This is a genomic window from Flavobacterium sp. TR2, from assembly GCF_025252405.1.
GTDB lineage: Bacteria > Bacteroidota > Bacteroidia > Flavobacteriales > Flavobacteriaceae > Flavobacterium.
Genome location: NZ_CP104307.1, coordinates 158,643 through 179,356 on the forward strand (window position 1 = coordinate 158,643; position 20,714 = coordinate 179,356).

Genomic DNA, 20,714 nt, shown 5'->3' on the forward strand with positions numbered 1-20,714 from the left:
TTAAGTTATCCATTTAATAATATTCAAAAATACAAAATTTCATGAAGCATATAATTTCAGCGTGCTTTTTTTTATTCAGTTTAAGTATGTCTGCCCAGAGCGTCACGGTAACTGTAGATCAAAATGTAACTTTAAAAGAATTCTTCAAACAGATTGAAAGTCAAACCGATTTTAAATTTGCTTTTACAGACCAGATCGACACCAGTAAAAAGTATTTTACACAGAAAAATACCTACAAAAATGTCGAAATCAGCAAGCTTATTACAGAATTAAATCAAACTTCGACTGTACAGTTTTCGATCGTCGGCAACAATATTTTTGTAAAGCAGAAAGTTCAAAACCAGAAGCCAGCCAAAAAAAAAAGCAAGCTGACCGGCCACGTTTATGATGATGAAAGGCAGCCTGTAATTGGTGCCAATATTTTTATTAAAGAACTGGAAACGGGAGTTGTAACAGACGCTAACGGAAAATACAGCATTGATCTGCCAAACGGAACTTATACCGTACAGGTGAGCTATGTTGGTTTTAAAAATGAAGAAAAACGGGTTTCGATTTCAGACGACACTAAAACCAACTTCAACATAGATTCTGACAGTCAGCAATTGGGAGAAGTTATTGTAATGAACAGTAAAGCGGTTGACATTAAAACCACTCAAATGAGTGTTAACAAGCTTACAATGCAGGAAATCAAAAGAATTCCTGTTGCCATGGGAGAGCCAGATCCGTTAAAATCAATTTTAACTTTGCCGGGAGTTACCAATGCAGGAGAAGCTTCTTCAGGTTTTAATGTACGCGGAGGTGCTGCCGACCAGAATTTGATTCTTTTGGATGGCGCTCCTGTGTACGCAGACTCTCATATGTTTGGATTCTTTTCTATTTTTAATGCTGATATCGTAAACGGTTTAGATTTATACAAAGGAGGAATTCCGTCAAAATTTGGAGGACGTGTTTCTTCTGTTTTGGATGTTACGCAGCAAACGGGAGATTTTGAAGAATATAAAGTAAACGGAGGAATCGGTCTAATTTCGAGTCGTTTGCTTGTTCAAGGGCCTTTACAAAAAGAAAAAGGTTCGTTTATCGTTTCTGGACGTGCATCTTACGCACATTTATTTCTAAAACTAAGTGACAATAAAAACTCTGCCATGTTTTACGATTTGAATACAAAATTCAATTATCGTTTTAATGCTAAAAACTCGCTGTCTTTTTCTGGTTACTTCGGAAATGATATATTCGACATCAGCGATCGTTTTGCAAGCACTTACGGAAGCACCATGGGGATTTTAAGCTGGAAGCATAAATTTTCTGATCGTTTAAACAGCAATTTATCTACTTTCTACAGCGATTACAGATTCAATCTAGAAATACCTATTGAAAGTTTCAAATGGGACAGCAACATTCAGAGCTACGGCTTGAAATACAATTGGAATTTTCAGCAGTCAGAAAAGTTCAAAATCAATTATGGCATCGATGGTTTGTATTACAACTTCAATCCAGGTGTTGTACAGCCGACTGCTCCAGATTCTCAGTTCAATTATATGCAGCTGGATAAAAAATATGCTTTAGAGGCTTCTGCTTTTGTTGATTTTGAAAATCAGATTACCGAAAAACTGAATTTCCGTTACGGACTTCGCTACAGCACCTTTTATCGTTTGGGAGACGAAACGATCAATACTTATGAAAATGGCCAGGCCGTAGTATATAATCCGCTGTATAAAATTTATGAAGAAGGAACGCCAAACGGAAGCATTTCGTACGGAAAAGGCAAGACCATCAGCAAGTTTAATAATTTTGAGCCTCGAGCGGCTTTGTCTTATGCGTTTAACGACGAAACTTCTATAAAAGCGAGTTACAACCGAATGGCGCAGTACATTCATATTTTATCAAACACCCAGTCTCCACTGCCAATGAGCATTTGGACTCCAAGCGGACCATTTACCAAACCTCAGCTTTTGGATCAGTATGCTATGGGTTATTTCAGAAATTTCAGAGACGGAGATTACTCTTTAGAAACCGAATTATTTTATAAAAATGTTCAAAATCGTATTGATTATATTGACGGCGCTGATATCTTGGCTAACAACAATATTGAGCAGGTAATTTTAAACGGAAAAGCCAGATCTTACGGAATGGAATTGCTTTTCAGAAAAAACACGGGCGTTTTCACCGGATGGATTTCGTACACTTTATCTCGCGCTGAGCAAAAAACTCCCGGAAGAACTCCTGAAGAACCAGGAATTGCAAACGGCGATTGGTATTTGTCTGGATATGACAAATTGCACAATCTGAGCATTGTGGGAAGTTATGAACTGAATCCGAAATGGTCTTTTAATGGGAATTTCACTTTGCAGTCTGGCCAGCCGGTAACGTATGCGAATGGCTATTATGAAATGGGAGGAATTCATGTTCCAAACTATTCTTTGCGAAATGAAAACAGATTGCCACTTTTCCATCACTTAGATGTTGCGGCTACGTACACGCCAAAACCAGACAAAAAGAAAGGCTGGCAGAGCTATTGGGTATTTAGCCTTTACAATATTTACAACAGAAAAAATGCCGCTTCTATGAGTTTTACGACCAATGAAGATACAGGCGCAAATGAAACCAGAAGACTTTCTATTTTCGGAATTGTTCCTGGGGTTTCTTATAATTTTAAATTTTAATGCTATGAATAAATTGAAAAAATATACGATAATGAATAGAGCGCTGGCATTAATAAGTCTTCTTTTTGTTTTTTCTTTTGCTTCGTGCGAGGATGTGGTCAATCTGGATCTTAAAACTGGGGAAACCAAATTGGTTATCGATGCCGAAATTCTTTGGAAAAAAGGAACTGACGGAAAAGAACAAACTATAAAAATAAGTAAAACGGCTCCATATTACAACGGTTCTACACCAAAGGTCTCGGGCGCTCAAGTGAGAGTAGAAAACAGCAACGGCGATGTTTTTACGTTTAACGAAACTGAAGCAGGAGTGTACAAATGCACCAATTTTGTTCCTGTACTTAACGCAGATTACAAGTTACTTGTTACTGCCGAAGGACAAAGTTTTACTGCTGTCGAAAAACTTACTTCTGCTACTCCAATCAATAAAATCGAACAGAAAATTGTTCCTGATTTTGGAGGAAAAGATGTTATCGAAGTGACTTTTTATTACAACGATCCAGCAGATGAGGTTAATTTTTATGTAACCGATTATCAAGGTCCATTCTTGATTTATCCTGAATACGAAATTACAAATGATGAGTTTTATAATGGAAACGAAATCAGCACGAGATATTCTCATGAAGATATGAAAGCGGGCAGCACATTAAAAATTACGCACAGAGGCGTTTCTAAAAACTTCTTCAATTACTGGAAATTAATTCTAGAAGCTTCAAGTGCCAATCCATTTCTTGTTCCGCCGGGAAATATTAGAGGAAACATTGTAAATACTACTGATGCCAATAATTTTGCTTTTGGCTATTTCAGACTTTGCGAAGCCGATCAGATTGAGTATTTGGTGAAATAAATCTTTTCAATACCAATTAGAAAACCCTTAAACAGTACTGTCTAAGGGTTTTTCTTTTAAAAAGCATTTTTATTTTTATTCCACTTCAAAAACGGCTTGTATTTCAACCGAAGAATTCACGGGTATAGACGAAGCACCGAAAGTGGCTCTGGCGTGTTTTCCTTTTTCTCCAAATATTTCAACCGTCAAATTGGAAGCTACATTCATTAAATCTGCGTGTTTAGTGTAATCATCTTTGGTATTGAAAATTCCCGTAAGCTGTACGCATCGTTTCACGCGGTTCAAATCTCCATCAAGAGCTTCATTCAATACCGAAATCACATTAAGCATTGTTGCTTGCGTTGCTTCTTTCACTTGCTGGTCATCCAGATTTACGCCTAATTTTCCGGGATTTAAAATCTTTCCGTCTTTTAAAGCGACCTGATTAATAAATATCAAATTTCCTGCACGTACATAAGGCTGATAATTTCCTGCTGGTTTTGGCACCTGCGGCAATATGATATTCTTTTCTTTTAAGACATCATTAATTGGCGTTTGCGGCTTTTCTGCGATTTCTTTTTTCGAAAAAGTTCCTTTTAGCGCCAATGCAACTTTTGCAAAGTTTTTACCCTGCAATTCTGCCAAGTAGCGTTCATCTTTAGTTGGTCTTGGCACATCTTTTAAAGAAGCCATGCTCGTAGTTCCTAAAACCGAATTTCCTTGCGGAATCTTTTTATCTATTTTTTCTGTCCCTCTAATTCCGTTTGAAATCAAAACCATTCCGTGCACGGCAAGGCTATTCCAAAAAGACTGTAAAGCCAATTCTTTTCCAGCCCCGCTTCCTGCCGACATGAATACGGTTGCAGGCATTCCTTCTAATGCATGATTCGTCCATAAATCAACTGTTTTTGAAAGAAATTCACTCATTGGTGTACTAATATTTCCGAAATAAACGGGAGAGCCAAATGCAATTCCATCATACGTTTTTAGCTCATCAACTGTAGCAACTGGCACATCTTTAAGTTTTGCATTTGCAGAAGCTTTTACTTGCTTAATTACTGCACGAACATTCGGTTCGCTTTCTATTCCTTTTGCTATTTCTTTCGCCAGTTCATACGTTCCTCCATTATCAGAATGAATGAGCACTAATACATTTGCCGTTTTATTTTGCGCCGTAATTACAATACTAGTCAGTGCAAAAATCGCTATTAAAAAAAGCTGCAGTTTTCTCATGTTACTTTAAATTATATTGATTCACAAAAATAGCAATGGCGTTTTTATTAACTTTGCCAAAAAGTATATGCAAAACGCCAGTTTAAAATGCGGATTATCTGAAAAAAGCGAAGGCCATTATGTCGACGACATAACGACCAATGCTTATGTGTGGTATGATACAAATTGGAAACATGATGATTATAAACACAAACATCATCGTTCTCAGCTAACTTTTGTCGAAGAGGGTTATCAATATTTTCACATGGACGAAAAAGTATATCTCGTTCCTCAAAATCATGTTATCTGGATACCTTCAGCCAAAGAACACCGCATTACTTCAGAATCTAAAACAGTAAATCTGATGATTATGCTTTTTAAGTCGATTCCTGAAAAAGATTTTTTTCAAAATGTACACGTATTTTCAGCACCTTCTGTTTTGAAAGAAATGATTTTGTATGCCTCTAAATGGGACAAAGAATTAATTGACAATGAAGAAAAAACCAGCTTTTTAAATGCGCTTTTAATCAGTCTGCCTTCGTTTTGCAAAGAAAACAATTCCCTTCAAATTCCAGTTCCCGCAGATAATCGTTTGATTCCGGTTTGCAACGAAATCAACAGAAATTATCAATATGCTTTTGATATCGACGAACTGGCTAAACTCGCACAAATGTCGGTTCGGAGTTTACAGCGCATTTTTAAGCAGCATACCAATATTACCATTCAGAAATATTTGCAGTTGATTCGTATTCTAAAAAGCATTGAACTTCTTGACACCAATCAATATACCTTGACCCAAATTGCTTTTATGGTTGGCTACAAAAGTCTTTCGGCTTTTAGCACTTCTTATTTTTCAGTTATTAAAGAGAAACCTAGAACTCGAAAATGATTCGTTAGGTTACCAATCTTCTTTGTTTATTTGATATACAAAATTCAATTTTGGCTTTTCTCCAAAATAAGCCACTTCTTCTTCGGCTATTTTCTTGGCACCTATTCTCGAAATTGCAATTTGCGATCGGATATTCTCTGAACCAATATGGAATTTCACTTTTGAAACATATTGAAAAAGATAATCCAGCATGGTCTTTTTTACACTTTGATTCACGCCTTTTCCCCAGTGTGAAACCGCGTAAAAAGTATAACCGATAAAAATGCTGTCGTCTTCTGGGTTGAAATCGTAAAATCTTGTGCTTCCTATAACTTCTCCAGTTTCTTTATCAATAATTTTAAAAGCCCCTTCACTTTTCATGGCTCCTTCAAAAAAATTCTGAAAGACTTCTTTTTTCCATCGGTCTTTATTTGGGTGCTGTTCCCAAATTTTAGGATCGGAAGCTGCTTTGTACAAAGCTTCAAAATCTTTTTCTTCTAAAGGAGATAAAATGCAAAAGTCATTTTCTAAAATGGGCTGTAAATTAAAATTCATAGTTTTTATTGTTATAATACCAATTCCTCAAAAACAGGATCCTGCAAAAGCGCTGCGTACAGAGAATCTATAGACTTTTTAGAACCGTGTATCTGCCATTCTAAAACTATATGATCCAAATTGCGGTGCTGTGTGATCAGTTTTGATTTTACGTTGTAAGTTGAAAAAAGCTCTTTGCACCTTACATGACCGCTATCTGAGCGCTTAAAGGTTATCCGGAGCGTTTTATGTTCATTGATGAAGTCTATTTTATCTTGAAGAAATGTAAGCAGCGTAAGAATTGAAAGAATCATAACAGCCGCACAAGCCGATGCAAAATAATATCCTGCTCCTACTCCCATGCTTACTGCAGCAACCGACCATATCGTAGCCGCCGTCGTAATGCCACTGACATTATTATCTGATCTAAAAATTACTCCAGCGCAAAGAAACCCTAAGCCGGTCACAATGTTAGAGGCTATTCTATCTGGATTTCCAGCTCCACCAATCCACTGGGACATAAATGTAAAGAAACAAGCGCCAACCGAAATCATTATGGTCGTTCGAAGGCCGGCCGCTTTTCCCCGGTATTCTCTTTCGGCTCCAATTAAAGCTCCCCAAAATGCTGCTAATAGCAATCTTATGACAATTTCTAATTCCATTTAAAGTCTTCTAATTTTCTCAAATAAAATTAAGTAAAAAACATAAAAAAACCTCCAAAATCAAAAATGACTTTGAAGGTTTTCTGCTTTCTTTTGCTTTACTTGTATTCTTCTTCTTTTTGTTTGTACCAGTCTTTCATGACAAAAAAAGCTTTCTTTTTAATTCCGTTGCTAGAAATTAATCCTTTGCGGTTGAAGAAATCCTGAATATTGGGCAGCTGTCTTCTTGGTGATCTGAAGTCGACCAAAATCCAAGGAGAAACACCAGCCAAGCCTTCAATGCGATTAAACATTTGCGTATTTTGAATGTACAATTCCTCCTGATATTCTTCGTTCCAGCGTTCTTTTTTATCACCATGAAGGCCTTGCAAAGCTTCGCCCCCAAACTCGCTGATAATAACAGGTTTGTTGTACGGAATTACCCATTGCATATCCTTGCATGACTCGTTTGTTCCTCTGTACCAGCCCAAATATTGATTAAAACTTACAATATCGACATACTCATTCATATTATCATGAAGCGTATTGATATTATTTGAGCTCGAAGTAACTTCCATCGCCATACTAATCAGACGAGAATTGTCCTGCGTACGCGCGTATTTTGCCAGTCTGCTCAAGAAAACATCTCGATCATCGCCATGAGGAGTTTCATTGGCAATGGACCAGATTACGATTCCGCAACGGTTTTTGTCTCGATAAATCATGTCGTGCAACTGACGTTCGGCATTAGCGTACGTATCTGGATTTGTCCACGAAATAGTCCAATAAACCGGAACTTCAGACCACACCATTAGTCCCATTTTTTCGGCTTCTTTCACCATGTTTTCGTTGTGCGGGTAATGTGCCAGACGAACATAATTGCAACCCAATTCTTTTGCCCAAGTCAATAACGTAATTGCATCTTCTTGCGACCATGCCCTTCCCGATCTAAAAGGCGCTTCTTCGTGAATGCTGATACCTCTTAAAAAAACTTTTTTTCCGTTTAGCAGAATTTCTTTGCCTTTGGTTTCGATCGTTCTAAAACCAATTTGGTCTGCAATATTTTCATCTGCTTTAGAAATGGTTACCTCGTATAATTTTGGCTTTTCGGGCGTCCATAAAACGGGATTGGCTTTAAACTCAAAATAGGCCATTCCTTTAGCATCGGTCGTAACGCTCTTTTTGATTTTTAATTCTGGAATTGAAACCGAGACAGACTGATTTCCAGTTTCACTATTCAATTTTATCCAGCCCGAAATTTTCCCTTTTTCTTTTTTATCCAATTGAACCAGATAATCTTCGATATACGTATTCGGAACTTGAGCCAGAGTCACATCTCTTGTAATGCCGCCGTAATTCCACCAATCCATATTTACTGTTGGCACATTGTCTTTATGGCGTTTGTTATCGACTTTTACAACCACAAAATTATTTCCGTCAACTAATAAATTGGTAACATCAAAATTAAAAGGCGTGTAACCTCCAATGTGTGTTCCTGCCAATTTTCCGTTTACATACACTTTTGCATCGTAATTGACCGCTCCAAAGTGAAGGATTCCTTTGGTTTTTGCATCTTTCTTGTAATTAAAGTCTTTCTGAAACCAAACCGTTCCTTCATAAAAAAACAGTCTTTGATCTTTCGAATTCCAATCAGACGGAATATCCATTACTGCTGAGGTTGCAAAATTGTATTCGCTCAATTCTGTGGTGTTCCATTTTTTATTTTCGAAAAATCCGTTGTCTTTGAAAGGCTCTAAACGGTAATTAAAATATCCATTTTCCAGCGGATCTACGATGTAGCTCCATTTTCCGTTTAAAGTAACATTGTTTCGAGATGAAATATTAGACACCAACGGAATTTCCTGTGCTATTGTTTTTCCAATCAGCAGAAACATACAGCACAGCATTATTATTCTTTTCATAATTAAAATCATTTTGGTTGTGAAGGTCATTAGTTAGTAAAATATGAAGTTTATAAAGTTAAAAAGTTTCTCAAATTCACTAGTAAAACAAACATCCCATATTACTGAAAAATAACCCATCAAATACTTATCAATTTCATAGTATAAAGCGTAATTTGTCATTTTTTCTTTCTTTCTCAGCATTGCATTAAATAAAAAAACCACTTCAATTAAGAAATGGCTTGTGTGCCGCTCCGCTGGAGCTTTTACATTTTGGTGTTTAATTCGCTATAAATATTTTGCTCCACTGGAGCAGTTTCTTAAAAGCGATTATCTCAATTTTAAACTGCTTCTTCTGTCTCTTTTATCAATCCTAAAATTTTACCGTAGGCAATTGCTGCTTTGTGAACTTGAACCGTCCAGTCTTCTGCGGCGTTATCATCAGCTCCGTCGGAAATATATTTTAAACTCAAAAACGGAATATTTTCTTTCATCGCGATCGTGGCTAGCGCGTAAGCTTCCATATCGACCACATTGTAGGCATCAGATTTATGTTCCATTTCGAAATTATCGCCTGTTCCGCAGATGCCTTCTTGAAGATTGTCCATTAATAATCCATATTCTAAAACTGGCGGCAAACCAGAAAGTGGCGTTTCGTATAGTGCAAAACCCAAACCGCGAACGTCCATATCTCTTTGAACAAATTTGGTGCAGCAGATTACATCGCCTTTTTGAAAAAAGCTGCTTCCCGCCGAACCCAGATTTACGATAACAGCAGGCTTTTTCTTTAGAATGGCTTTTGTCAATTCGTAAGCCGCATTTACTTTTCCTATTCCGGTGAATAAGACATTATGGCCTTTAAAAACTTCTGCCGCTTCAGATTCTAAAGCAAAACAGAATAATATATCTTCAATCGCAAAAGATGCTGTTTGGTTAATTTGTATCATATGTAACTTATTTTCGGTTTACAAAAATACGCTTAAAAATTTACGCTGCTCTAACCTAAATTTAAAATCCAAAAAAGACGTTAAAGTCTCATTTCTCTATTGGATTTTATGATATAAAAAATACTTTTGCTAGAACCTCCAAAAAGATTAAAAACAGAAAGGAAAACTGCATGGATAATGAAAAATTTATTTTCTGCCTAGAAGGCGTTCGAGATATAGACGATCATACCCAAACCAATGTGGTAAAGTGTCTGGAAGAATTGGCTATTGACCAAGGCATTTCGAGCATTCATAAAACGTGCGACACCATCGAGGGTTTAGAAGAAAGCTTGAATATCTTGCTGTATGAAGATCATAATTTCAAGGATTATGAAATTATTTATCTGGCCATGCCCGGTCAGGAAAACAACATCTGCCTCCACGATTATTATTACAGCATTGAAGAAATTGCCGAATTGTTTGAAGGGAAAATGAAAGGTAAAATCATTCATTTTGCCAATCTTAAAGTTTTAGACTTAAACGAAGAAGAAGCGCAATACTTTTTGGATATAACTGGCGCAAGAGCTATTTCTGGTTATGGTTCTACCTACAATAAAATTGCCAGCTGCAGCACTATTGACAAAGCTTTTTTTAGTCTGTATCAGGAAAACGACAATTTGATTGAAGTGGTAGAAGATCTTTATGCCAAACATTACAATTTGTGCAAACTGCTTGACTTTAGATTATATTATTAAAAATGAGAAAGAAGCAGGCAGAGAAAATAAAAACTTATGGACCGAAAGGATTTCGAGAGAAATTTTTAGGAGAAGACAATCCTATTCATTTGCTTTTCAAATCAAATTCGGATCATTTTTTCTGTCTTGAAATTGAAGAGATGATGCAGATGCAGCATCCTGTTCCGCCTTCTAAACATTCTTGCCATACTTTAATTTTTATTTCTTCTGGTCAGCACGTGATGAAATTAGGCTATCAGGAATTTATCACAACCGATAACGAAATGATTATGGTTCCGGCTGGTCAGATTTTTTCGCTTGATAATGTCAATAATATCCATAAAGGATACATCTGCCAATTTCATCCCGACATTTTAATTAGAAAATACGGCAGCCGTGAATTACTGAATGATTTCGATTTTTTGAAAATTTCTGGAAACCCAAAAATCAAAGTGGCTCCCGAGGATGTTGCCCCAATTGCAAATATCTTAGAACGATTGAAAAAGGAATATTCTGAAACTACAATTGCAGATTTGAATATTGTGCAATCGTATCTGATTACGCTATTTTATGAAATGAATAAAAATGCTGTTAAAACGGTTAAAAACATTTCTGCCGCAGAAGCCATTACAGCAAAATTCAAAGAGCTCATTCATGATCATATCAAAACCCAGCATCAGGTAAATTATTATTCTTCTTTATTAAATATCACTCCAAACCATCTGAATAAATGCGTTAAGGCCATAACAGGAAAATCAGCTGTAAAATGGATTGACGAAAACATATTGCTGGAGGCTAAATATCTGCTCTTTCAAACCACGCTTTCTGTCGGTGAAATCGCAGCGCAAGTAGGCTTTGAAGATCAATCTTACTTTAGCCGTTTCTTTAAAAAAACAGAAGGAATTTCGCCTGTCCAATACCGAAAAATGATTGATAAATCCTAATTATTGATTAGAGAGTCCTAACAAATATGCAGACGTTTTTCAGAAATTTGCTTCCTCAAAAATGCAAATTATGATTTATGTTTTTAAAACTTCCGTTGATAGCCAAGCCAAATTCGAATCGGCTTCTGTTCTCCTAAACGAATTACTGCCCGATTCTTTGTGGAATTTTGACCTCGAAGATTGCGACAACATTCTGCGAGTTGACAGTGAATTGAATGCTGCGGCTTTACTTCAAAACAATCCTGTTTTTGATTGCATCGAATTAGAATAGAATCTTACACGCCTTCAAATTTTATATGGAATCCAAATTATACCAAAACCAAACTTTTGAATCGATCGATTATTCGGAGCAAAGTTTAGCCAATACCGAATTTGCAAACTGCGAATTCATTAACTGCAATTTTTCTAAAAGTGATTTGAGCCATATTGATTTTATGGATTCTACTTTTAAAAACTGCAATCTTTCATTGGCCGTTTTAAGAAACACTGGATTGAAAAACATCAGATTCATTGGCTGCAAATTAATGGGATTGGATTTTAGTGCCTGCAATAGCTTTTTATTTGCCATGAACTTTGAAGACTGCATTCTGGACTATTCAACATTTATTTATAAAAAGCTAAAGAAAACTAATTTTACAGATTGTTCTTTAAAGGAAGCTGATTTCTCCAATACCGATTTATCGCTGGCAATTTTTAAAAACTGCGATCTTTCTGGTGCCACTTTCGTGGAAAGCATTTTAGAAAAAACCGATTTTAGAACTTCTAGAAACTATGCATTTGATCCGTCAGAAAATAGAATTAAAGGGACTAAAGTTTCGCAAGCAGCACTTGCAGGTCTATTAGGGAAATTTGATTTATTGATCGAGTGATTGCTTAAATTTTAGTTCCAGTCTCGTTTTCAAATACCCCCCATGACTAAAAACTAAGGCTGAAAATAAAAAGCGGGATTGCAATCTAAACTGCATCCCGCTTTTTCTATTTAATCAACCACGATTTTTATTTTATCCAACGAGGGTCTCCTACTTTTCTATCAATTAATGTTTGGTTTTTAATTGTAAAATCGCCTGTCGCCGCACTTGTAAATTGAGGATCTAATATAGTTGCAGAAGCATCTGGTCTATTATTACTTCCTGTAACCTGCAAATTAGGCGAATTAAAATTATTATTGTTTGAAAACCCTGGAGCAGCAGTTGCCGCATTGTTCGTATAAGAAGCTGATCCAACCACAAGTAATGTATTACGTACTATTGAGGCATTTGAAACAAAACGCACATACAAAATTCTGCTTGCTGCTGGCAATGTAGGCGCATAGATTGTACATCCATCAATTAAGACATTGCTTGTTAAACCTGTTCCTGTTAAACCTGTTGCTGCGTCCAAACGTATGAAATCACGAGATGAACAAGTATCAAATGTGCTTTTTGTTAAAGAAACACTTCCAACATAAGCAGTTCTAAAGTCGATGAAATCAGCACCAGAAGCAGTATTTACATTTTTAATAATACTATTATCAACAGAGAACGATTTCAATTTCGCCAATGCATTTCCATACATTAATTGAGATGGGAAATCATGAACATAACAACCGCTAATTAAAACATCTCCTAAATTTGTTGCTGCTGGAGAACTAATTGCAATCGCGCCACCAGTTGTTCCTGCTCCGCTTAAATCAATATCAATTAAAGAGAAATTCACTATTTCTGCTGAATTTGCAGAATTATTAGCCAAAGTAAAATTAACTTTTAGTTTTGGCTTGTTTTCTGGTCTTAAACCTCTTAGCGTTATTGTTTTATTTATCGCTATTGTACCTGTTTGAGCTGTGTAATCACCTGGCATGAAAACTAAAACAGATCCAGAAGGCGCATCAGTAATTTTCTGAATGAAGTTATCTCCTTCTTTTACTAATATTCCAGTTCCAATGTCAATTCCGGTAGTAAAAGTTGCATTCCCCCTTTTCTTTGTTCCATTTAATAAAATTGCAGTATAAGCAGTTTCTGGTGTTAAACCTGTAAGTGTAGCTACTCCCGCAGTTTTTTCAGCTGCTGTAATGGTGTGGACAATATTTCCAGGCATGGCCGTAATTTGTGTTACAGTACTATTAGGAATCCATCTCAATGTAACCTGAGTTGCTTGAATATCTGCATCTTGAACTGGAAACATGATCTGTTCTGATAATGTTGTAGCTGTTATTACTGACCATTTAGAATCTTCTAAGCCATTAGTTACTGCTTTTACTCTAATAGAATAAACTGTTTCTCCTTCTAATGCTACTTTTACAGGAAGTTCTGAAGGGGCAACATTTACCGTTTTATAAATTGTTGTAAAACTAGGATCATCAGCACTAAATTCAACTACATAGTGATCTGCATTTTCACCTGATTTAACCGTCCAATTTAACTCAACTGTGGTTGAGTTTCTGATAGTGGCTTTAAGTCCAATGGGAGAAAATTCTCTTGTATTTCCTATATCGTCTAATAACGCTTCATTATAACTTTCACAGCTAGAAACTGCCACTGAAAGAAGTAATACGGTTATTAATCCTTTAAATATTTTTATTGTTTTCATCATAATAACTTATAATTTATTATTAGTTTTTTGAAAGATTTTAATAACCGTAATCATTTTTTAACTGACCATTGCTTGCATCAAGAAACACTTGCCATATTGGCCAGAATTGTCTGTTATCAGGGTTCACTCCTGCTTTATACAATGAAGCTATCTTAGCATCTGCAGCAGTTCCTGTCCATGTCCATGGAGTAGAAGAATACAATACTCCTGGATTTGTAGTTTCTCCACGATTAAGTCCGTAGATATCTAAACTTACATTATCTGCTTGATATTTATAATACAGAGTTGCCGGCACATCTGCGTATTGTCCAGTACGAGTAGACAATTCTGCCATTTTTTGCTTCGCTTTATCTAGGTTTGCTTTAAGCAAGTTCCAACGGATAAGTGCTTGTTTGCGCTCCATTTCTCCAGTAAACTCGTATTTATTTTCTTCAACTAAAGCATTAAACATTGCGTCTTTACTAGTTAAAGCATTTACATAGTTTTCAACCTTTACAGCTTGATCTGCCGACGAAAATGATCTTCTGCGAATTTCTTTCAAATAAGGCATCGCTGCACTTGGACCTTCTAATTCGTTTGCAGTTTCTGCTGCAATAAGAAGCACTTCTGCATAACGCATATACATTTTATTAACCCCGTCATCGTTGGTTGAAGTCACATAACGTTTCATCCATTCGTAACGATATTTACCAAAGTACCATGTATCTAGAGTACCCAATTCTTGTTTTGCAATACCATTTACTGCATTACCATATTTGTAAGGTACGCACGTAACATTTCTGCGTGTATCGGCTTGATCATAGTCATAGAAAACAAATGGCAACGGACCTGCTACACCTCCACGGTTAGCTCCATTCGCTTGAAATTGATCTGCAGCAGCCGTGTGTTTTACAGCAAAAGTGAACAACATTCTACCACGTCCATCAGAAAAAGGCAGTTCCCAAAGCGATTCTCCTCCAGCAGTAGTAACTTCTTGATTGTATTTTCTCCATAATCCTTCAAAAGTAGATTCTAAATGAGCAGAACCACTTTGAATCACTTCACGAGATTCTTTTAGTGCCAATGCATACATATTCGCAACTGAAAGCTCTGGATCGCTGCTTCTTCTTACTCCATCAGGATATTGCTGATAACCACTTGCAGCCAAAGCCAAACGTGCTCTGAATGCTTTTACGAAAGCCTTATTTACGTGTTCTACCGTATTTGTATAAGCCGTTTCATTTGGCCATGCCACCAATGTCGATGCCTCACCTAAATCTGCAATTAATTGTTTATAAATAACATCTCTACTAGATTTAGGCAAATATAACGTAGCAGTAGTGATAGGTTCAAAACGAGCAGGAACATCGCCAAACGATTTAAGCAAATCAGCATAATAGATCGCTCTTAATGTTAAAGCTTCTCCTAATAGCTGTCCCATTTCTGTTCCTGGTTCAGGATTCCCATACTGACGAAGACCTTTAATACAAATATTAGCACGCTCAATACCAGAGTACATCATTGAAAAAGCATTATTAGTTGTATTCATTTCTGTATTGGTTGGCTTCGCATCATACACACACAAATCTGCTTTATCTCCCGCTGTTTGTGAGGTATTGTACCATTCTGTATCTGTATTTAATCCATAATATGGTAAAAATCTTCCTCTATAAGAATTAGTCTCTGCAAATGGCACTTTTATTCCATCAATAGCTCCTTTTGCAAGTGCAACTTCAGAAAATATCAAAGATGGTTCTAATGTTGATTTTGCATCTGTTTCTAAATAGTCATCTTCAAATTGCTGGCAAGAACTAAATAAAGCCGCAATAATCAATCCCGCTATTATTATTTTATTTTTCATTTTGTGATTGTTTAAAATTAGAAATTAAGATTCATTCCAAAGATCATCTGTCTGCTTCTTGGATAAGGACTTGAATCAACCCCCGGAGTAAGTGGAGTTTTTCTTTTTGTTGAAACTTCTGGGTCTGATCCCGAATAATTCGTCCAAACAAAAATATTGCTTCCTGTCAAGTAAAATCTCAATTTAGAAACTCCAAGTTTCGATGTAAACATCTCTGGCATTGAATATCCTAATGTTAAAGTATTTAATCTTAAAAACGATGCGTCTTCAACTGCCCAATCAGTAAATATAGCTTGTCTCATGTACGGAGACCACATAGTTGTATTTGCATTTAAATTTGCCAATGCTGTTGGATCAGTTACCAATTGACCCGTAGCAGGATCTAAGTTTGTCCATCTTTTTCCATCTGCCATCGTAGAATTTAAGTTCTTATATTCTCCCGAAGCAGTAGCTGTCGAAAATTCAATTTTATCAGCATTGTATACGTCATTACCAATACTCCAGTTAAAAGCGGCCATTAAATCAAAGCCATAAGCATTACCGTTAATAACAAAACCTCCTGAACTTTTAGGGTTATAATGACCAATAACTGTTTTATCGCTAATGTCTACTTTACCATCTCCATTAATATCTTTTAATTTCATATCTCCAGGCTTAAGACTACTTCCATCACCAACTAAAGAAGTAGAAGTATTAACTACCCCGCTTTTTAAAACATATTTTCCTCCAACATAATCAAAATCTGCAACTTCATATCTTCCATCATTTTTGTAGCCGTACATACTTCCTAACGAAGAACCAACTGCGATAAGATAATCGTCTCCAATTTGTGAAGAAGCCCATCCTGTAGCTTGCCCAAAGTCACTCATAATACCCAATGAGTTAACACGATTTTTGTTTACTGCCATATTTAATGAAAAATTCAATCCATAATTAGCTTTTTCAATTGCAACAACATTTATAGTAGCCTCGAAACCTTTATTTTGGTTTTGTCCCATGTTACGGTATTGAAAATCATATCCAACTCCTGAAACTGGGAAATTAAGCAATAAGTCGTTCGTTAGATTTTTGTAGATATCAAAATTACCACTTAAGCGATTTTTGAAAAATGCAAAATCTAAACCAATATTCTGAGTAACTGTCGTTTCCCATTTCAAGTCAGGATTAGGCATTGTTTTAGAAGGTGCCCAAACACTGGTAACTCCATTAATCCATGTTGTTGGTGTTGACTGAAAAATTTGAATTTGCTGTCCAACAGGGATATTGTTATTACCTGCTTCACCATAACTTGCTCTTAATTTTAAAAGGCTTAACCAACTTTTATTTTTTAGCCAATTTTCTTCTGACATTTTCCATGCGCCTGCAAAAGCCGGGAAATATCCCCAACGATTCGCCCCTAAAAATTTACTAGATCCATCTGCACGAAATGTAGCCGAAAGGATATAACGGTTTTTGTAGTCATAATTTGCACGTCCGAAGAAAGATAATAATCTGTCATCAGGGCTATAATAATTATCTACTGCTTGAGGAGTACCCTGCGTAGTAAGTGTTTTTGCTTTTTCAAAATCAAAAAAACTAGGATATCCATGTATTGTACTTGTTACAGTATTTGTACTATATGTAATACTTTCCTCCCCAATAAGAGCAGTCAAATGATGATCTTCTCCCATTATTTTTTTGAAGTCATAATTTAGCGTATTAGCATTTCTAAAGCGTTCCTGTTTACCATCTGACATAATCATTGCAGGCAAACCTTGCAATACAGCTGTTGGCGCATTATTTACGTAATAAGTTGATTGTCCATAAAAACGATAATCTGTGATATTAGAATTATCTAGACCTAAATCTACTTTTAGTTTTAAATTGTCTACAATCTCCCATCCAAAACTTCCTAACATATTAAAGTTTTTACGAAACTGTTGAGCATTATTATCTGATATTGCTGTAAAAGGATTTATCAGCACATCTGTTCCGTCTCCAGTAGTATCACCCGATGTTAGGCCTGGTACCGGAAGTGGCGCATATCCCACAACAGTACGCATACGAGAATCTGAAGAAGATTTCTCATTTTGCTCATTTACCCCGCCGCCATCAATCTCTGTATCTGAATAACGCATTGTAAAAGCAACATCAATCTTATCATTTAGTTTACTTTTTAAGGCTAATGCTAAGTTATTTCTTTTGTAGTCTGAACCTACCATGATCGCTTTTTCATCATAGTGAGCATAATTAAAGTTATAATTAAGCTTTTCTGTTCCTCCTCTAATTCCTAAATCACGGCTCTGTACCTCACCTGTGCGTCCAAAGATTTGTTTTTGCCAATCATCACCTTTTAAACCATTGTACATATCATGATCTTCCCAATTTCCAAAATACTTAGTGTATGAATCTGGATTAGTAGGCACTTTTGTTCCGCTTTGAGAAAGCAAAGCATATTCGTATTGCCATTTTGTATAATCCTCAGGCGACAAAACATCAATATCTTTAGCTATCTTTTTCATACCATAGAACATATTAAAGCTCACCGACATTTTTCCATCTTTTCCACTTTTTGTAGTAATAAGAATTACTCCATTTGCACCACGTGATCCGTAGATTGCAGTTGAAGCGGCATCTTTTAAAACAGTCATTGTTTCGATATCAGATGAAGAAATATCATTCATATTGTTGATAGGAAAACCATCCACAATAATCAATGGCGAAGAATCTTGAGTAAGAGAACCACCTCCACGAACTCTAATTCTAATATCTGCGTCTGGAGAACCTTCGGCTGCAGTTACCTGTACACCTGCTATACGGCCTGTTAAAGCTTCGGCAACATTTGCTACCGGCACTTTTTTCAGATCGCTACCCGAAATAGTAGAAACGGCTCCAGTCAAATCAGATTTCTTAGCCGTACCATATCCAATTACAACAACTTCATTCAAGTTATTAGCATCTTCAATCATTGTTGCATTTACTTTAGTCTTTCCTTCTGTTGGAACATTAATGCTCTGAAAACCTATAAATGAAAAACTCAATACAGCTTTCGGATTGGTCAGTTTTAATTTATAATGCCCGTCAAAATCGGTAGAAGTTCCGTTCTTAGTTCCTTTTTCTAAGACGTTTACCCCAGGAAGAGAAAGTCCCGCGGCATCCTTCACGGTTCCCTCTATCGTTGTGCCCTGTGCATATACTTGACTGCCGATCAATAAGCACAGTAAGAAAACAAGATTAAAGCAAAAATTTGCTCCTTTGTTTAATAGTTCTTTAAAGTTCATGGTTGATTGTTTAAGTTGATAAAAGTTTTCTTTTGGGTTTAAGTGGTTTTTTGTGGTTACTTTCAATTCATTATATAGTTAATATTTGTGGTTTTATTTTAACAGTAATTGGTTTACCTCTTCATTAAAGCTTTATTTCTGCTCTATTTTTTCTTCAATACTTAATCGATTTCGAACAATCAAAAAAAAGTTGTAATCGATTACACAAACATAGATATTTTTTTTAAACGAAAAATAAAATTTCCCAAAAATTTCATAAATAAAATTACATATCAGAAATTTTAGTGCTTTTTAATGTGACATATACAATTTATTCCACTTTAAAATATTAAAAATATTATTATTAATCGTTCATTTGATTCGATTATTACAAAAAAAACAATCGATTACATGAATATTAATTACGAAATTATCAGGTGTTATTTTTACACTTAAAAAGTTAAAGCTATCCTAAAAAAAATCGGGCGATTTCGTTTATATTTTAAAATTTACAATGATTTTACCTATAAATAAAATTTACAAAGCAACCGAAAAAGTAATTTTGACTATAAGTTTGCATCTGTACAAGCACAAAAAAGCCCTTAAACAAAAGTTAAGGGCTTAAAAATTTGAATGTTTTAAATTTATATGGGCTGCACTTGAAGCTGCTTTCGATGTAACCTCATCAATATGAATGTAATAACCATTCCTATCACAGACATTCCAACTCCAATAAGGTTTGGTGAAGAATAACTGAATCCAGCAGCAAGAGGCAATCCGCCAAGAAAGGCCCCTAAAGCATTTCCAATATTAAAACTTCCTTGCAAAGATGCAGAAGCGATCATCTCTGCGCCTTTTGCCGTACGGATCATCAGCATTTGAATTGGAGCTATGACTGAGAACGAAATAGCACCCGTTAAGAAAGTCAGAAATAAGGACATATATTGGTTGAAGGAGAAAAAGTAAACCAAAACCAGATCGGTAGACATTACAAGCAACAAAGCCAATGTTGTTGGAGCTGGTGAAAAACGGTCTGCGAGTTTTCCGCCTGCAAAGTTGCCGACCACCATTCCTAATCCTGCCAAAATCAAGATAGACGAAACATCTTCTGGCAAAAACTTTGATACATTAATTAAAAGAGGAGCAATATAGCTTATCCAAGCAAACAGACCTCCAAAACCAATTGCGGTTATACCTATTATTAGCCATGCTTCTGTTTTCTTAAAAAACTGAAGCTGTGTTTTCATATTTACACTTTCGCCCTTTTCAAGATTTGGCATCCATAAATAAATAGCCAAAAATGTCAATAAGCCAACAAAAGCAATAAGCACAAAAGTATAGCGCCAAATAAAATGGTGCCCGATATAAGTTCCAATCGGTACGCCTATTAAGTTGGCAATTGTCAAACCGGCAAACATAATCGAGATCGCCTGAGCTTCTTTCCCTTTATCAGCCAAACGGCTTGCGACTACCGCTCCCACTCCAAAGAAAGCACCATGCGGCAGTCCGGAAAGAAATCGGGAAGCAAATAAAACATTATAATCGGGAGCAATAATTGACAAAGCATTAAAAACGGCCAGCATTAGGGCTAAAATTAAGAGCATTTTCTTAGGCGCATAATTTCTTCCTGCTATTACCAGCAAAGGCGCTCCAATAACAACTCCAAGTGCATAAGACGAAATTAGATATCCGGCAACTGGAATTGAAACTTTCATATCTGAAGCTATATCTGGGAGCAATCCCATCATTACAAATTCTGTAATTCCAATAGTTAACCCTCCTAATGAGAGTGCAATAAGACTTTTTTTCATTTTGATGTGATGT

Annotated in this window: 16 protein-coding genes; 7 read left to right on the plus strand and 9 right to left on the minus strand. The window is 36.0% G+C overall.

The features are described 5' to 3' along the window. Positions 1-41: 41 nt before the first annotated feature. Both N4T20_RS00785 and N4T20_RS00790 read left to right on the plus strand, forming a co-directional pair. Entirely contained in the window at positions 42-2,660 is a 2,619-nt protein-coding gene (locus N4T20_RS00785) for a TonB-dependent receptor (protein ID WP_260671264.1), read from the plus strand. A gap of 4 nt (positions 2,661-2,664) precedes the next feature. Then, on the plus strand, positions 2,665-3,504 hold the full coding sequence (locus N4T20_RS00790) for a DUF4249 domain-containing protein (protein ID WP_260671265.1): 840 nt from the start codon (positions 2,665-2,667) through the stop codon (positions 3,502-3,504). A gap of 75 nt (positions 3,505-3,579) precedes the next feature. Here the strand turns inward: N4T20_RS00790 and N4T20_RS00795 are convergent, their stop codons facing one another. Next, complete coding sequence (locus N4T20_RS00795; protein WP_260671266.1) at positions 3,580-4,716, minus strand: Atu1372/SO_1960 family protein; 1,137 nt, start codon at positions 4,714-4,716, stop codon at positions 3,580-3,582. 67 nt (positions 4,717-4,783) lie between these two features. Between N4T20_RS00795 and N4T20_RS00800 the strand changes: the two genes are divergently transcribed. Next, positions 4,784-5,584, plus strand: a complete 801-nt coding sequence (locus N4T20_RS00800) for an AraC family transcriptional regulator (protein ID WP_260671267.1) — start codon at positions 4,784-4,786, stop codon at positions 5,582-5,584. A gap of 9 nt (positions 5,585-5,593) precedes the next feature. On the opposite strand, the gene N4T20_RS00805 is transcribed toward N4T20_RS00800, so the two are convergent. From N4T20_RS00805 to N4T20_RS00820, 4 genes are all read right to left on the minus strand, one after another. Then, positions 5,594-6,118 (minus strand): GNAT family N-acetyltransferase, encoded by a 525-nt coding sequence (locus tag N4T20_RS00805; protein WP_260671268.1) that lies wholly within the window; start codon positions 6,116-6,118, stop codon positions 5,594-5,596. A gap of 11 nt (positions 6,119-6,129) precedes the next feature. Next, positions 6,130-6,759 carry an MgtC/SapB family protein gene (locus tag N4T20_RS00810; RefSeq protein ID WP_260671269.1) on the minus strand — a complete coding sequence of 210 codons (630 nt, stop codon included), beginning with the start codon at positions 6,757-6,759 and terminating at the stop codon, positions 6,130-6,132. Positions 6,760-6,857: 98 nt separating this feature from the next. Continuing rightward, complete coding sequence (locus tag N4T20_RS00815; protein ID WP_260671270.1) at positions 6,858-8,660, minus strand: glycoside hydrolase family 2 protein; 1,803 nt, start codon at positions 8,658-8,660, stop codon at positions 6,858-6,860. 320 nt (positions 8,661-8,980) lie between these two features. Continuing rightward, positions 8,981-9,586, minus strand: a complete 606-nt coding sequence (locus N4T20_RS00820) for a nucleosidase (protein WP_260671271.1) — start codon at positions 9,584-9,586, stop codon at positions 8,981-8,983. Positions 9,587-9,756: 170 nt separating this feature from the next. Between N4T20_RS00820 and N4T20_RS00825 the strand changes: the two genes are divergently transcribed. The 4 genes from N4T20_RS00825 (at position 9,757) to N4T20_RS00840 (ending at position 12,112) form a co-directional block, all read left to right on the plus strand. Next, positions 9,757-10,320: a DUF6642 family protein gene (locus tag N4T20_RS00825; RefSeq protein WP_260671272.1), complete on the plus strand. Its 564-nt coding sequence runs from the start codon at positions 9,757-9,759 to the stop codon at positions 10,318-10,320. A 2-nt stretch (positions 10,321-10,322) separates the two neighbouring features. Further along, complete coding sequence (locus N4T20_RS00830; RefSeq protein ID WP_260671273.1) at positions 10,323-11,243, plus strand: helix-turn-helix domain-containing protein; 921 nt, start codon at positions 10,323-10,325, stop codon at positions 11,241-11,243. Between the two features lie 70 nt (positions 11,244-11,313). Next, entirely contained in the window at positions 11,314-11,514 is a 201-nt protein-coding gene (locus N4T20_RS00835; RefSeq protein WP_260671274.1) for a hypothetical protein, read from the plus strand. Positions 11,515-11,539: 25 nt separating this feature from the next. Further along, positions 11,540-12,112 carry a pentapeptide repeat-containing protein gene (locus N4T20_RS00840; protein ID WP_260671275.1) on the plus strand — a complete coding sequence of 191 codons (573 nt, stop codon included), beginning with the start codon at positions 11,540-11,542 and terminating at the stop codon, positions 12,110-12,112. A gap of 127 nt (positions 12,113-12,239) precedes the next feature. Here the strand turns inward: N4T20_RS00840 and N4T20_RS00845 are convergent, their stop codons facing one another. The 4 genes from N4T20_RS00845 to N4T20_RS00860 form a co-directional block, all read right to left on the minus strand. Further along, entirely contained in the window at positions 12,240-13,811 is a 1,572-nt protein-coding gene (locus tag N4T20_RS00845; RefSeq protein WP_260671276.1) for a DUF4957 domain-containing protein, read from the minus strand. 37 nt (positions 13,812-13,848) lie between these two features. Next, positions 13,849-15,651 carry a RagB/SusD family nutrient uptake outer membrane protein gene (locus N4T20_RS00850; RefSeq protein ID WP_260671277.1) on the minus strand — a complete coding sequence of 601 codons (1,803 nt, stop codon included), beginning with the start codon at positions 15,649-15,651 and terminating at the stop codon, positions 13,849-13,851. 17 nt (positions 15,652-15,668) lie between these two features. After that, on the minus strand, positions 15,669-18,911 hold the full coding sequence (locus N4T20_RS00855; RefSeq protein ID WP_260671278.1) for a TonB-dependent receptor: 3,243 nt from the start codon (positions 18,909-18,911) through the stop codon (positions 15,669-15,671). A 623-nt stretch (positions 18,912-19,534) separates the two neighbouring features. Next, entirely contained in the window at positions 19,535-20,701 is a 1,167-nt protein-coding gene (locus N4T20_RS00860) for an MFS transporter (protein WP_260671279.1), read from the minus strand. Positions 20,702-20,714 lie beyond the last annotated feature (13 nt).

Coding starts and splice junctions, on each gene's coding strand:
- N4T20_RS00800 (WP_260671267.1), top strand. CDS start 4,784: ATGCAAAACGCCAGTTTAAAATGCGGATTATCTGAAAAAAGCGAAGGC.
- N4T20_RS00840 (WP_260671275.1), top strand. CDS start 11,540: ATGGAATCCAAATTATACCAAAACCAAACTTTTGAATCGATCGATTAT.
- N4T20_RS00850 (WP_260671277.1), bottom strand. CDS start 15,651: ATGAAAAATAAAATAATAATAGCGGGATTGATTATTGCGGCTTTATTT.
- N4T20_RS00795 (WP_260671266.1), bottom strand. CDS start 4,716: ATGAGAAAACTGCAGCTTTTTTTAATAGCGATTTTTGCACTGACTAGT.
- N4T20_RS00815 (WP_260671270.1), bottom strand. CDS start 8,660: ATGAAAAGAATAATAATGCTGTGCTGTATGTTTCTGCTGATTGGAAAA.
- N4T20_RS00790 (WP_260671265.1), top strand. CDS start 2,665: ATGAATAAATTGAAAAAATATACGATAATGAATAGAGCGCTGGCATTA.
- N4T20_RS00835 (WP_260671274.1), top strand. CDS start 11,314: ATGATTTATGTTTTTAAAACTTCCGTTGATAGCCAAGCCAAATTCGAA.
- N4T20_RS00825 (WP_260671272.1), top strand. CDS start 9,757: ATGGATAATGAAAAATTTATTTTCTGCCTAGAAGGCGTTCGAGATATA.
- N4T20_RS00805 (WP_260671268.1), bottom strand. CDS start 6,118: ATGAATTTTAATTTACAGCCCATTTTAGAAAATGACTTTTGCATTTTA.
- N4T20_RS00785 (WP_260671264.1), top strand. CDS start 42: ATGAAGCATATAATTTCAGCGTGCTTTTTTTTATTCAGTTTAAGTATG.
- N4T20_RS00810 (WP_260671269.1), bottom strand. CDS start 6,759: ATGGAATTAGAAATTGTCATAAGATTGCTATTAGCAGCATTTTGGGGA.
- N4T20_RS00855 (WP_260671278.1), bottom strand. CDS start 18,911: ATGAACTTTAAAGAACTATTAAACAAAGGAGCAAATTTTTGCTTTAAT.
- N4T20_RS00860 (WP_260671279.1), bottom strand. CDS start 20,701: ATGAAAAAAAGTCTTATTGCACTCTCATTAGGAGGGTTAACTATTGGA.
- N4T20_RS00830 (WP_260671273.1), top strand. CDS start 10,323: ATGAGAAAGAAGCAGGCAGAGAAAATAAAAACTTATGGACCGAAAGGA.
- N4T20_RS00820 (WP_260671271.1), bottom strand. CDS start 9,586: ATGATACAAATTAACCAAACAGCATCTTTTGCGATTGAAGATATATTA.
- N4T20_RS00845 (WP_260671276.1), bottom strand. CDS start 13,811: ATGATGAAAACAATAAAAATATTTAAAGGATTAATAACCGTATTACTT.